The organism is Peptoclostridium sp. (assembly GCF_009881055.1).
In the GTDB taxonomy this organism is placed as follows: domain Bacteria; phylum Bacillota; class Clostridia; order Peptostreptococcales; family Peptostreptococcaceae; genus Peptoclostridium_A.
Map to the genome: position 1 here is coordinate 67,695 of NZ_WXFG01000022.1, position 13,535 is coordinate 81,229.

Genomic DNA, 13,535 nt, shown 5'->3' on the forward strand with positions numbered 1-13,535 from the left:
GGCTTTACAAAATTAAAAAAAGAAAGGATGTTGGCATTATATGGAGGCATTTGTAAGTACCGCGAATAACATCATATGGAGTAAAGCACTTATTTATCTTTGTCTAGGAACAGGTATATATTTCTCACTTAGAACTCGTTTCCTTCAAGTCCGTCACCTTAAAGACATGGTTAAGTACCTTCTTGGCGGAGGAGATTCAAGCCAAGGCGTTTCTTCTTTCCAGGCATTCGCAATGTCAGTTGCAGGCCGTGTTGGTACTGGTAACATCGCCGGTGTTGCTACAGCTATAACAATGGGTGGACCGGGAGCTCTTTTCTGGATGTGGGCAATCGCATTCCTAGGAGCAGGCTCATCATTCGTAGAGTGTGCCCTTGGTCAGGTTTACAAGGAAGAGATAAACGGAGAGTACCGTGGAGGTCCTGCATACTATATAGAAAAAGGTATGGGAGTTAAATGGTACGCAATACTTTTCGCAGTAGCTACAGTTCTTGGTATGGGCTTCTTCCTTCCAGGAGTACAGGCTAACAGTATAGGCGCAGGAGTTTTCAACGCTTTCGGCGTTAGCCCAGCAATAACTGGTGGAGTAGTAATAGCACTTCTTGGATTCATAATATTCGGCGGAACAAAGAGTATAGGTAAAGCTGCAGAGATAATAGTTCCTTTCATGGCTGGAGCATACATCCTTGTAGCACTTATAGTTCTTGCTTTCAACATAACTGCAGTTCCAGGAATGATAGCTCTTGTATTCAAGAGTGCATTCGGAGCAGAGCAGGCTTTCGCAGGTATACTAGGTATGGCAGTAACTTGGGGTGTTAAGAGGGGTATCTACTCAAACGAGGCTGGACAGGGTACAGGACCTCAATCAGCTGCAGCTGCAGAAGTTTCTCACCCAGCTATACAAGGTCTTGTTCAGGCATTCGCAGTTTACGTTGACACACTTTTCGTTTGTTCAGCAACAGGCTTCATGATACTTGCAACAGGCAAATTCAACGTTCAAAACACAGACGGAACTTTCATAGTTGAGAACCTTCCTGGCGTAGGCATAGGACCTGAGTATACTCAGCTTGCAGTTGGAACAGTATTTGGCAAGGGACTAGGAGCAGGATTCGTTTCTATAGCACTTTTCTTCTTTGCATTTACAACTCTAATGGCTTACTACTATATAGCTGAGACAAACCTTACTTACCTAGTAGGTAGAAAAAAAGAAGCTGGCCTAAAACCTATACTTACAGTAGCTAAGGTTGTATTCCTTGGATCTACTTACTACGGAGCAGTTAAGACAGCAGAACTTGCTTGGGGTCTTGGTGACATCGGTGTTGGTCTTATGGCATGGATAAACGTTATAGCTATACTTATACTAGGCAACGTTGGTCTTAAAGTTCTTAAGGACTACGAAGCTCAAAAGGCAATGGGAAGAGACGCTTCTACATTCGTATTCGACCCTGACGCTCTTGGCATAAAAGGTGCTGAAGTATGGCATGAAGTAAACAAGAGAAGATTTGCTAAGCAAAAGTCTGCTAACTAATCAGGCATTTGATAACTAAAGGATGATTAAAAGGAACCTGAATCCAGGTTCCTTTTTTTATATTTTTTATTCAACTGCAGATTGCCAGTTCCAAGAGGGTTCTTGTTGAGAGTCAATTCTACTATTCTTTAAATGTATATTTAGGGATTATTAGCATGTCGGAAACAGTCGATCCTTGATATCACTTTTAGATTCCCTGCGGCTCGCGCTCGCCTAAATCTCTTGAATTTTGAGAACTCGCTTCGCTCAGACACTCAAAATTCTGCGGCTTAGGCTTCTCTGCTTGCCGGGGAATCTGCAAAAGTAATATCCAATACGGATCTTCCTGTATCCTTACATGCCGGTCGCAAAACACGTAAATTTCCAAAGCGCTTCTTAACCAGGGCAAGTTTGTCACCGATCTTCATCAGGAACACAACACATAACACCTGTTTCTATTACCACCTGAATATATGCAAAAAATTAGCAAGGCTGCATATAAGCAACCTTTTACATTTTGCCTGTATGCAGCCCATCAACCTATAATAATCAATAATTTGGTACGGTTTTAGCCTTTATAGAGCTTATCTTCTAGCTCCAAGCTTGTCCTTTATTTTCTTGATTTTGCTGCCCCCCGGCATAAGCTCCAGGTCGTCATCTGTTATTGTTCTTGTCGCAAACAGCATCCCCAAATATACTATGCCTGCCAATATTATAGTCGCTGCTGTAGCCGCTGAACCTGGCATGACATTCATTAGTATCGTATGAAATATCTTAACGGTAACTCCCATTACAGAGACTGCAACAATCGGCTTTATAAATATATGGGTATAATCAATTTTAATCTCTGAAAGTTTAATAAGGCTAACATAGTTAAGTATTGCAGATACTGCAAGCGCCGCTACAGTTGCCCATGCTGCTCCTTTTATGTTGAGCGAAGGCATTCCGACTAGTAGATATGTCAAGACTATTTTAACTACTGCCCCTACCATCAGGTTGTAAGCCGGCACTATTTGCCTGTTAAGACCCTGTAGTATTCCCGTTGTCACCTGATATACGGCTAGGAATACTATTCCGAAGCCGAATATGAAGAGCAATTCTCCTGTGCTTTGCGCAATTCCTGTTTGCATTGGATAAAGCAGCTTCATTATGTCCACCGACAAGAGCGAAAGTCCAAGAGCTGCCGGAAGGCCTATTATCAGTCCGAGTCTTAGCCCCGTCTCTATTGTATGGTCAAGGCTTATCTTGTCCCTTAGTGCATGGAAATGGGCTATTGCCGGGACTATGCTTATTTGTATCGCCGCTGTCATTACCTGAGGAAGGTTTACAAGTGTCAGTGCAAATCCGGTTAGCTGTCCATACAGCTCATTAGCCTGCTGCGGAGATATTCCGATATCCGCAAGTCTTCTGAATACAATTGCCAGATCCATCATCGACATGACAGGCAGTATTGATGCCCCAAGAGTTATCGGCACTGCTATTATAAGCAGAGTCCTTATTATATTTTTTGAAGTCTCCTCTTTGTGGTCGCCATATGACTCGAGCGTATTTTTTTTCCTGAATCGTGAAAAAAGGACAATTATGACGCCGTAACCTGCCAAGCATCCCAGCGAAGCTCCGAATGTAGCTCCTGCTGCGGCGTACTCTTTGCCCATGCCCAGGAATGCTATGGCAAGCGCAAGTCCGAGAAGCACCCTTACAAACTGCTCTGTAATCTGAGATGCCGCGAATGCCTCCATCTGCTGGCATCCTTGGAAGTAACCTCTGTAGCATTCAGTCATCGAAATGAAGAATATCGCGGGGGCGATTGCCGCCACTGAAAGAAACGCCTTGTCGTTGTTGAGAAAATGGACAAGTGGTTTGGCACCCAAAAGAACAAGCGCCGCTACTATGAAACCTACGGCGGCCATCAGCTTGAATGTTACGTTGAATACCTTGTCTGCACCTCTAACGTCACCAACAGCCAGCTTTCCCGCCACAATCTTGGCTATTGCTGTAGGTATGCCTGCAGTAGACACGACCAATATGAGATTATATAGCGGGTATGCCGTCTGGTAATATCCCATGCCGTCATCCCCTATAATATTTCCTAAAGGGATCCTGAAAATTGCTCCTAGAATCTTTATTATTACCGCAGATATTCCAAGTATTGCAGTTCCTTTCAAAAAGGCACTGGCTCCTTTTCTTACCGTTTCATTCTTAACTGTCTTTTCAAATGAACCAGTCTCACAACTATCTCGCATCAATGATCCTCCATATGTAACTACATGTACAATTATCTTTTTATCCACCAATGGTATTTTACCATATAGGATAATGAAATGATATAGTTGCAGAGTATAGGAGGCATTTATTATGAAAATTTGATACTCCAATCAAGCAGGCAATAGAAATGGCTGCCATATATACATTCTGGCAGCCATTTTTTGCAATATAAGCCTATTCAGCTTCGAGATATTCCGGGTAGATAAGGGGGAACTGAGAGCCAAGCTCTGATACTTTGGCTCTTATTGAATCCAATACTGCTTGCTTGTCTATGTTGTCTGCCACGTCGCCTATCAGATTGCCTATTATATGCATTTCACTTTCCTTCATGCCCTTTGTTGTCATAGCTGTAGCGCCTATCCTTACTCCGCTGGTCACCATAGGCTTTTCCGGATCGAATGGAATCTGATTCTTGTTAACTGTTATGCCAACATAATCAAGAGCCGTGTCGAGCATTAGCCCTGTGAGATTCTTAGGACGAACGTCTACTAGCAGAAGATGATTGTCTGTACCGCCTGTCACAAGCCTGAAGCCTCTCTCCTGAAGAACCTCGCCAAGAGCCTTTGCATTTTTAGTTACCTGGAGCATTGTGTTTTTGAAATCTTCACTCATTGCTCGCTTGAATGTGAACGCCTTGGCAGCCATTACGTGCAGATGAGCTGAACCCATAGCTCCCGGGAATACTCCCTTGTCCAGTACTTTGGCGTGCTCGGCCTTGCATAGTATGAACCCTCCTCTGGCTCCGCACAGAGTCTTAGTCGTTGTAGATGTAACAAAATCAGCGTGCGGTACAGGGGTTGGATGGAGCCCTGCTGCAACAAGGCCTGCCACGTGAGCCATATCCACCATGAAATATGCGCCTACAGACTTGGCTATTGATGCAATCCTTTCGTAGTCTATGAATCGAGGATATGCGCTGGCGCCAGTAACAATAAGCTTTGGACTATGCTCTTTAGCCAGTTTTTCAATTTCGTCATAGTCTATTTGCTCCGTTTCAACGTTTACTCCATATGAAATGAAATTATAAATCTGTCCCGAAAAATTCACCTTGTGACCATGAGTTAAGTGTCCACCCTGGTCCAGCCTCATACCTAAAACAGTATCGCCGGGCTTTATTATGGACATATATACACTCTGATTTGCATTAGAGCCGCCAAGGGGCTGAAGATTTGCATGCCCCGCGCCAAAGAGCTCCTTCGCCCTTTCAATTCCAAGGGTTTCCATCTTGTCTATGAATTTGTATCCACCGTGATATCTGTTTCCTGGGAATCCTTCCATTGTCTTGTTTGTGAGTATGCTTCCCTGGAGTTCCAGAATCTCTACAGGAACAAAGCTTTCCGAGGCTATCATCTCAACTCCAGTCCTCTGGCGTCCAAACTCTTCCATTACTATGTCGTATAGTTCCTTGTCGCTGTGTCTAACAGTTTTCATCATGTTAACCCCTCCATTTTATGTGGTATCGTAGAAGCCGCTATCAAATTCTATACTATGATTATCACATGAAATGAATATGACTTAAATAAACTGGATTGACCTTATATTGCACAGGATTTACTATTTTGTATAAAAAAAAGACAGCACTAGCTGTCATTTTTTGTACATATTGGGCGTAACACCTGTATTTTTCTTGAATACCCTGTAGAAATAGTTTAGGTTGTTGTAGCCTACTTTATAGGCCACTTCCTTTATAGACAAATTCGTATCCTTTAATAGCTCCTGAGCCTTCTTTATGCGCAGATTGTTGACGTAGGTTATAAAGCTAACGGAATAGTACTTCTTGAACATTCTTGCCACATAGCTCGCACTCGTATGGAACTTTTCAGCACATTCCTTAAGCTCGAGATCCTCTTTATAGCTGTTGTTCACATATTCCAGTATGCTGTTGAAAAGCTGATTGTCCGAGTACCTATAGCCCAGAACCCTCTGCATCGTCTCTAGGAACTGTTCGGGTTCTATAGGCTTGAGCAGTATGTCCTTTGCCCCAAGCCTCAAGGCTGTCTGAGCATACTCGAAATAGCTGTATGCCGTAATAATTATATAGTCAACTGCGCTGTCCTGGAGCGGAACTGCCTTTTCCATGACCTCGAGTCCGTTTAGTACAGGCATTCTTATGTCCATAAAAACAATATCTGGCTTTAGCCTCTCAATTAGTTTCAAAGCCTCGTCTCCAGCTGAGGCCTGTCCTACAACCTCTATGGGCATCTCGAAGCGCTCAATCAAGTATTTGACTATATCAATGGCCATATCCTCATCATCTGCAATAATTGCCCTTCTCATTATATCCTCCATTTGAAAATGCTACGCTATATGATCCGGCAAAACTATTCTAACAGCAGTGCCGTGCCCTTGCGTGCTTTCTATGGCAAAATCGAAATCATACTCATATATGAGCTTAAGCTTTGAATAAACCATAGTAAGGCCCCTTAGTTCATATTGCTCGAATTCGGCTATTCTTTGTCTTAAACTGGACAAAACCTCTTCACTCATGCCTTCGCCGTTATCGTTTATTTCAATTATTATATTGCCTTCCTTTATTACCCCTGATATTTTTATCTTCATATTATCTTTTGTGTTCTTGAAGCCGTGTATAAAGCAGTTTTCAACTATAGGCTGCAGACAGTTGTAAGGCATATTTTTGCTCTTGATTTCCTCTGAGATATCAAAGTCAACTTCAAGCCTGTCTCCATATCTAAGCATCTGGAGATTCGTGTAGTTATGCAGATACTGCATTTCATCCTTAATATGCACAAAGTAATTCTGGCTGCTGGCCGTATACCTTAGCATCTTTGACAAATCTATTATGGATTGATACGTTTTAAGCGAATGCTCCTTTATGGCCATTCCTGCAATTGCATTGAGGGTGTTAAACAGGAAATGGTTGTTGATTTGTATGTTCAGCACCTGCTCCCTCGTTAATTTGAGTGATTCCTCGAGAGCCACTTCATGTTTTGCTATGTCTTGTATGATTTCCTCTTTTTTGTTCAGCTCAACTTCTGTTTTCTTGAATACATAATAGTTTTCTATGGACTTGCTCAGTTTCTTCAGCTGCTGCATTACAGCCTTAAGTGTCCCCTTGGGGACAAGAGGCATGAGTTCGTTTGGGTGGTATATACCCGATGAGGGCGTCCTTATGTGTCCTGCTTTAATTATCCCAATCGACTTGCCGCCAAGCATTATGGGGACTAAAAAAACTGTCAGTCCATAGGGGCATATATACGCCGACAAATCATTGTAGTGCGGCGGGCCATACTCGCCTTTAATTTCATATACGGGGCAGTTGACCTCATTTCCCCGCCCTATGCATCTCGTTTTGCAATAATCAGGATAGTCCTTTCCCTTTATCACAACGCTGCCATTATTGTCGAATATGGCAACCGGTATTCTCATAGGAGTTACTATGGCTTCGTATATATACATTATTTCATTTGTGATGCTGACATTTTCATTGTCAGCGTCGCTTCCCCAATAAGCTTCATGTCCGCCTTTTGGCATAAGCAGGGTTTGCTCGTGAAGCACAGGCATTGATATGATGAGCTCCCTTATGGGCTCATCGCTTTCGTTTATGGTCTCATGGGCAGAACCGGCATCAATATGGTAAACAGAGCCGGGTTCTATGTCGCTCAATCCTTCCCCTATGAGCTGTATTCCTTTTCCCGAGAGCACATAAATCACCTGCTCGTTTCCATAGTGTATATGCCTCTCCTGGCGCCTGTGCGGCAGAATCGTAGTCAGAGCTATGTTCATGCTGCTAAGTGAGTTGCCCGGCTCGGGCTCGTAGATCCATTCTATATGTCCCCAGTCAAAATATTGCACACTGCTTTTTTCCAAGTAGATCACCTCGATATAAGCGATATCTCACAAGCGTATAAAATCGTACTATCTATTTCAGGTTCAATTTGGCAAGAGCCTCGGCTAGAGCGTCGTTCATCGGCTCTTCACTTGATTTTTTCTGCTTCTGGAGATATTTAGACACCTCGTTCTTTGAAAGGCCGCTTTTCTCCTTCTTTTTACGTTCGTTGAACTTTGAGAGCCTCTCCCTGTGGCCGCAGCCGCAGGCGAATATCTGCCCGTCCCCCTCGCCTCTAAGTTCTAGCTTTTTGTGGCAGACGGGGCATCTGGCATTTGTAGCCCTTGAAACGCTCTTTCTGCATCCGCAGTCCCTGTCTTGGCATATTAGCATCTTGCCCTTCTTGCCGTTTACCTCCAGCATGTACTTGCCGCACTCTGGGCACTTGTTTTTTGTAAGATTGTCGTGCTTGAACTGGTCCTGGCTGTTTTTAATGTCGCTAACGACCTCTTTTGCATAGCTTTTCATCTCATTTATGAATGCATCCTTAGTTAGCTGGCTCTTTGATATAAGTCCGAGCTTTTGCTCCCACTGGGCGGTTAGCGTAGGAGATCTGAGTTCCTCTGGCACAAGGGAAAGCAGCTGTCTTCCCTTAGAGGTTGTGAAAATATCCTTGCCTCTCTTTTCAATGAGAAAACTGTTGAAAAGCTTTTCTATTATGTCGGCTCTTGTGGCCACGGTGCCTATGCCGCCTGTTTCGCCTATTGTTCTAATTAAGTCCTTGTTTTCACCTGACATGTATTTTGACGGATTCTCCATGGCTGAGAGCAGGCTTCCTTCGTTGAATGGCGCCGGCGACCTTGTCTCTCCCGAAGTGAGCTCAAGCCTTGATATTTTGAGCTTGTCTCCCTTGCTCACGGCAGGCAGCAGCTGCTCCCTTATGTCATCGCCTGGATCCTCTTCATCATCGAAATTGTTTTCATAAACCTCTTTCCAGCCGTATGATAAGACTGTCTTTCCCTTGGCTATGAACACATCATTCCCTATCTTGGCTTTGATTGTAGTCTGCTCATATTCGAATGCGGGCGATAGTACTGCCAGGAATCTTTTTATGACAAGGTCGTATATCTTCCTCTCCTTGTCGCTAAGAGTCGCAAAGCCCGCAGATTGCTCTGTCGGAATTATTGCGTGGTGGTCAGAAACCTTGGAGTCATCCACAAACGACTTGCTCTGCTTTATAGGAGACCTCAGCAGGGTGGCTGCCGCCTTTGAATATCGCCCTACTCCGCAGCCTCTGATCCTGTCTTTTAGAGTATCCACTATATCGCTTGATATATATCTCGAGTCAGTCCTTGGATATGTCAAAAGCTTGTGGCTCTCATACAGCTTTTGCATTATGGAGAGCGTCTCCTTGGCTGAAAAGCCAAACAGCTTGTTGGCGTCCCTTTGAAGCTCTGTGAGATCATATAGCAGCGGAGCGTATGTCTTTTTGTATGCCTTTTCGACAGATGCAACCTCAGCAGCTTTATTTCTAGCCGAGGCCAGTATATTCTCGCAGACTTCCTTGCTGAAAGTCCTTGTGCTTTTACTCTTTTCATCCTGCCATATAAGCTTCATCCCGTCGGAAATGGCGGTTATGCCGTAGTACTGCTTTGGATTGAAGTTTCTTATCTCCTCTTCCTTTTGGGCAATAATAGCCAGCGTAGGTGTCTGAACTCTCCCGCATGAAAGCTGCGCATTGTATTTGCAGGTTAGCGCCCTTGTGGCGTTCATTCCGACAATCCAGTCAGCCTCTGATCTTGCTACCGCGCTCGCATAGAGGTTTTCGTACTCCTTGCCGGGCCTTAGCTTTTCAAAGCCCTCTTTTATGGCCTTGTCTGTGACAGATGAAATCCAAAGACGCTTAAGCGGTTTGCTGGCATGGGCCTTTTCGATTATCCACCTTGCAACAAGCTCGCCCTCTCTTCCTGCATCTGTGGCAATTACTACCTCGCTTACATCCTTTCTATTTAGCAGCGATTTTACGGTGTTGAACTGTTTGCTGCTTTCCCTTATTACAGCTAGCTTCATATTACTTGGAAGCATAGGCAGATCGTCTATCCTCCATGTCTTGTACCTCTCATCATAAACTTCTGGATCAGCCAGAGATACAAGATGTCCAAGTGCCCATGTCACTATATATTTGTCACCTTCCATATATCCGTTGTTTTTTCTGCCGCAATTCAATACTCTTGCGATGTCCCTTCCGACTGAAGGTTTTTCAGCAAGCACAAGTATTTTTCCCATGTTAACAGTCCTTTCAGATTAATATACATAATGTATGGTATCACATATCCAGGAAACAAACCACATAATATTTAAGGAAGAGTTGAACTGAAATCCCGCATGGTATATTATTATAATATGACTGGCAGCTGCCATCACCTGCTTATGGTTTGCATTGCGGCGCGGTCATATACAGGGGGTGTTAATTTAATGAAGAAAGATATAATCATACACAACAAATCTGACAGACCTGATAACATTGTTCTTCAGGAGAACCAGACGATAGAGAGCTGCATTGGAATAGAAAACAGCCTGCCTCACTTTTTCAAGGAATACTTCTTGTTTCTCAAGAATTCCATCGGTATAAATACAAGGCTGGCATATCTTACAGACATTCACTTCTTTTGCCGATATCTAATAGAAAATACAGATCTGACGGAGGCGTCCGACACTAGGGATATAACGGCTGAAGATTTTGAAAGGATAAAGGCACGTGATGTGAATTTTTTCCTGGGTGACTACTGCTCCAGGTATTATAAAGAGACTCAGCATACGACTCAGATATTTGAAAACCACAACCGGGCTCTTGCCAGGAAGCGATCCTCTCTCTCGTCGCTTTTCAAGTTTCTCTACAGAAACGAGCAAAAGACGGAAAACATATCGCCTGGCTTCAACCCGATAAAGCTTCCAAGGCCCCAGCCTGACGCCATAAAAAAGCTTGAGATTGACGAGGTCGCCAGAATGCTCGATTTGGCGGAAACAGGCAGCGGATTTACTGAAACTCAGAAGAAATACTGGGAAAAGACAAAGCTAAGGGACAAGGCTATACTTCTTATGTTTGTAACCTATGGACTGAGGCTAAACGAGCTCCAGCAGCTCAACATTTCCTCGTTCAATTTTTCCCGTGGGGAGTTCAGGATATACAGAAAAAGGGCTAAGGAGTCACTGATGCCACTCAACCAGACTGTCGAGGATGCCGTATCCGACTACATAAAAAACGAACGTCCGCCACAGGATAAGCTGCCCGAAGGCGAGCGCGACGCACTTTTTCTTTCTCTCCAGAACAAACGCATGACATCCAAAGCCATAAGGGAGCTTGTAAAGAAATATACCTCTATAGTTCTGGGAACAAGCGCAAAAAGCGGCTACAGCCCCCACAAGCTCAGGGCAACAGCTGCAAGCACGCTCATAGAATACGGGTTTTCAATATATGACGTTCAGAATCTGCTGGACCATGACAATGTAACGACAACTCAGATATATGCGGCCCACAAGAAGAATGTCAAACGTGAGATTATAAAGAACTTTGAATGGTCCGAGGATTTGGGAGAGTAATTTATTCACCGTAATATTATTATGTCAACTTTTGGTTTGGATAAAAATAATAAGGGGTGAGCTTAAATGAATACTGATGGTAAAGTAAAGCTTTGGACAGCCCAGGCTAAGATTGTTGTGGACACTCTCGGAAACAATGGTGTTTATCACGTAAAGCGTGAATTCATACTAAACAAATATCGCGAGATATCGAAGCTTTTCCTGGAACCTTATGACTGGTTCGTAAGACGCGCAGCTCAAATAGTTCCTCCGCCCCCTGGCGCGGAATACTCAATTTGGATGTATTGCAATCCGAAGATGATATCCAACTATGGTCCAGGGGACTATATAATAGAAGCCGAGGTTCCATTAGATAATGTTATACTCTTCGACGAAGGCAAATGGCTGCGCATACTCAACTTGTCATATATTCCTTCAGACACTGAAGACGAGGAAAGATTCAAACGGAGCATCAGAGAATTAGGGCTCACGCACGACTCGCAGGCCTATACAAGCAATTTCTATCCTGCACTAAAGCGTGAGATAACCAAAAGCTGGGACAGGCTTTTTGATGACTCCATTAGGCTCTCTGAATTCCGGATGGGCGCGCTCTGGGAGCTCCGAAATGAATGGATAAAAGAAATAAGTGAACCTAAATAGACATAGAGCCTCTGTAACTAGACTGCACAGTCTTTCCAGAGGCTCTTCCTTGTTTTATGATATCCAATTTTAAGTCGGTATATCTTATACTACAGTGCTTATTCGGCCCTGGTGATATTAGTTATCCACTCTGGTCTTATTTCCCAGAGCGTCGCCTGGTTTATATCGGATAGCCTGATGTCATGGTCAAACAACCTTTCCCAGCTTTTTTCAACTTCTCTTTTCAACAGCGGATAGAAATTATTCATATACATAAGCGTCTTGTTTCTGATGCCGTAGGTTTCAAGCTTTTCGTCATAGCTTCTGGCATCTTCGCTGTCCTTTGGTATATACCAATAGTTGAGGATATAGTCCCATTTGGCGGAGTCCATTATTATCACATCCGCACTGTCCACTTCAAGTTCAAGCACAACCTGGCCTTCTATAACTCCAAGCGAAAATTCCTTGTCTACAGACGCCCACACCGGAAACTCCACTCCCTCGGGCTTTGGCACTACTGCGCTGGCAGCCCTTGCATACCATCTGTAAACATGCAGATATACATCAGAACAGCTATCGAATTTTTCTATTATATGTTCTTGCTTAACCCTGTAAAAACCTCTTGTTTCAATATCTTTTAGAACTCTCTCATCCTGCCTGGTCCAAAGTTTCAGCTTGCTCATGATATCACCTCGCGGTTATATTGTAATCACGCTCTATAATATTATGATATCACAAGAACGCCTTGTATTGAATTAGAATCAAGTTTTGATTGAGGTATTTTCGATTTATGTTAAAATTATAGGGGTATTTATTATAAAGCAGCAAATCGGAAGGAGATGATTACAATATTCAACGATATAGACATAGCTTCAAGGGATCTGCTCAAAAAATACTTGTCTAAGGTAAGCTATGAAGCATGCGAATACAACTTCACTACGCTGTTTATGTGGCAACATTACTACAATACAAGATATGTTCATAAAGACGATTTTGTGGTTATTATTGGCGGAGAGCCGGGCGACGAATTCTTCATAATGCCCCTTGCTGACAGGGATAACTCCTTGAAGGCAATTGAATTTATTTCCGACTACTTCAAGGATAAAGGTCTCAAATTCATGCTCAGAGCGGCAACAAACGAGTGCGTTAAATTTCTGGAGGAAAACTATCCAGGAAGGTTTGAATTCACTCCTGTGAGGGATTCTTTCGACTACGTGTATGACGCTGAAATGCTAAGAACACTTACATGCAAGAAATGCACAAAAAAAAGGAATCACTACAATTACTTCATGCGCACCTACGGGGACTCCTATTCTTTCCGAAGCCTAGGAAAGGACGATTTCGGCAAATGCATGGATATTCTCAATTCCTGGAACAAATCGAAGCTGGAGAGCTCATCAGCCGACGAGATAGAATCAATTGAGAATGAGACCATAGCTATAAAAAAGCTGTTTGACAATTACGAAAAACTGGACATAAAAGTATTCGGAGTCTTCCTAAACGGTATACTTGAAGCTTTCACAATCGGCGACTACATCAACAGCGACATGGCACTTATACACATCGAAAAGGCTGACCCTACAATTCGTGGTCTTTACAACGTAATCAACAAACTGTTTCTGGAGCAGGAGTTCCCGGAGGTTTCCCTGGTAAACAGAGAGGAAGACCTGGGAATAGAAGGACTAAGGAAAGCTAAGCTTTCATATTCACCGGAGAGGTTTGTCGAGAAATTCATCGTTACTGAAAAGTGAGGTGCATTAT

General features: G+C 43.4%; 10 protein-coding genes. 4 read left to right on the forward strand and 6 right to left on the reverse strand.

Translation table 11 applies throughout. The features are described 5' to 3' along the window. Window positions 1-40 precede the first annotated feature (40 nt). Complete coding sequence (locus tag GT589_RS05640) at window positions 41-1,525, forward strand: alanine/glycine:cation symporter family protein (RefSeq protein WP_293397277.1); 1,485 nt, start codon at window positions 41-43, stop codon at window positions 1,523-1,525. A 563-nt stretch (window positions 1,526-2,088) separates the two neighbouring features. Here GT589_RS05640 and GT589_RS05645 read toward each other — a convergent pair. From GT589_RS05645 to GT589_RS05665, 5 genes are all read right to left on the reverse strand, one after another. Beyond that, on the reverse strand, window positions 2,089-3,747 hold the full coding sequence (locus GT589_RS05645; protein WP_293397280.1) for a putative polysaccharide biosynthesis protein: 1,659 nt from the start codon (window positions 3,745-3,747) through the stop codon (window positions 2,089-2,091). A gap of 196 nt (window positions 3,748-3,943) precedes the next feature. Next, the gene (gene glyA / locus GT589_RS05650) at window positions 3,944-5,203 is read right to left on the reverse strand and encodes a serine hydroxymethyltransferase (RefSeq protein WP_293397282.1); all 1,260 of its coding nucleotides are present in this window, start codon (window positions 5,201-5,203) and stop codon (window positions 3,944-3,946) included. Window positions 5,204-5,356: 153 nt separating this feature from the next. Then, window positions 5,357-6,046, reverse strand: coding sequence for a response regulator transcription factor (locus tag GT589_RS05655; RefSeq protein WP_293397284.1), 690 nt, complete (start codon window positions 6,044-6,046; stop codon window positions 5,357-5,359). A 21-nt stretch (window positions 6,047-6,067) separates the two neighbouring features. Then, complete coding sequence (locus GT589_RS05660; protein WP_293397286.1) at window positions 6,068-7,597, reverse strand: histidine kinase; 1,530 nt, start codon at window positions 7,595-7,597, stop codon at window positions 6,068-6,070. A gap of 52 nt (window positions 7,598-7,649) precedes the next feature. Further along, on the reverse strand, window positions 7,650-9,842 hold the full coding sequence (locus tag GT589_RS05665; RefSeq protein ID WP_293397288.1) for a DNA topoisomerase III: 2,193 nt from the start codon (window positions 9,840-9,842) through the stop codon (window positions 7,650-7,652). A 189-nt stretch (window positions 9,843-10,031) separates the two neighbouring features. On the opposite strand from GT589_RS05665, the gene GT589_RS05670 reads away from it, so the two are divergent. Further along, window positions 10,032-11,156, forward strand: coding sequence for a tyrosine-type recombinase/integrase (locus tag GT589_RS05670; protein ID WP_293397291.1), 1,125 nt, complete (start codon window positions 10,032-10,034; stop codon window positions 11,154-11,156). Window positions 11,157-11,222: 66 nt separating this feature from the next. Next, window positions 11,223-11,795 carry a DUF3841 domain-containing protein gene (locus tag GT589_RS05675; RefSeq protein ID WP_293397294.1) on the forward strand — a complete coding sequence of 191 codons (573 nt, stop codon included), beginning with the start codon at window positions 11,223-11,225 and terminating at the stop codon, window positions 11,793-11,795. Window positions 11,796-11,893: 98 nt separating this feature from the next. Here the strand turns inward: GT589_RS05675 and GT589_RS05680 are convergent, their stop codons facing one another. After that, window positions 11,894-12,457, reverse strand: coding sequence for a DUF3841 domain-containing protein (locus tag GT589_RS05680; protein WP_293397297.1), 564 nt, complete (start codon window positions 12,455-12,457; stop codon window positions 11,894-11,896). 156 nt (window positions 12,458-12,613) lie between these two features. Between GT589_RS05680 and GT589_RS05685 the strand changes: the two genes are divergently transcribed. Next, entirely contained in the window at window positions 12,614-13,525 is a 912-nt protein-coding gene (locus GT589_RS05685; protein WP_293397300.1) for a DUF2156 domain-containing protein, read from the forward strand. The last annotated feature ends 10 nt before the right edge of the window (window positions 13,526-13,535 follow it).

What these genes read in the sequence shown, in the direction of transcription:
- GT589_RS05640 (WP_293397277.1), top strand. Translation starts at nt 41, where the DNA reads ATGGAGGCATTTGTAAGTACCGCGAATAACATCATATGGAGTAAAGCA.
- GT589_RS05645 (WP_293397280.1), bottom strand. Translation starts at nt 3,747, where the DNA reads ATGCGAGATAGTTGTGAGACTGGTTCATTTGAAAAGACAGTTAAGAAT.
- glyA (WP_293397282.1), bottom strand. Translation starts at nt 5,203, where the DNA reads ATGATGAAAACTGTTAGACACAGCGACAAGGAACTATACGACATAGTA.
- GT589_RS05655 (WP_293397284.1), bottom strand. Translation starts at nt 6,046, where the DNA reads ATGAGAAGGGCAATTATTGCAGATGATGAGGATATGGCCATTGATATA.
- GT589_RS05665 (WP_293397288.1), bottom strand. Translation starts at nt 9,842, where the DNA reads ATGGGAAAAATACTTGTGCTTGCTGAAAAACCTTCAGTCGGAAGGGAC.
- GT589_RS05670 (WP_293397291.1), top strand. Translation starts at nt 10,032, where the DNA reads ATGAAGAAAGATATAATCATACACAACAAATCTGACAGACCTGATAAC.
- GT589_RS05675 (WP_293397294.1), top strand. Translation starts at nt 11,223, where the DNA reads ATGAATACTGATGGTAAAGTAAAGCTTTGGACAGCCCAGGCTAAGATT.
- GT589_RS05680 (WP_293397297.1), bottom strand. Translation starts at nt 12,457, where the DNA reads ATGAGCAAGCTGAAACTTTGGACCAGGCAGGATGAGAGAGTTCTAAAA.
- GT589_RS05685 (WP_293397300.1), top strand. Translation starts at nt 12,614, where the DNA reads ATGATTACAATATTCAACGATATAGACATAGCTTCAAGGGATCTGCTC.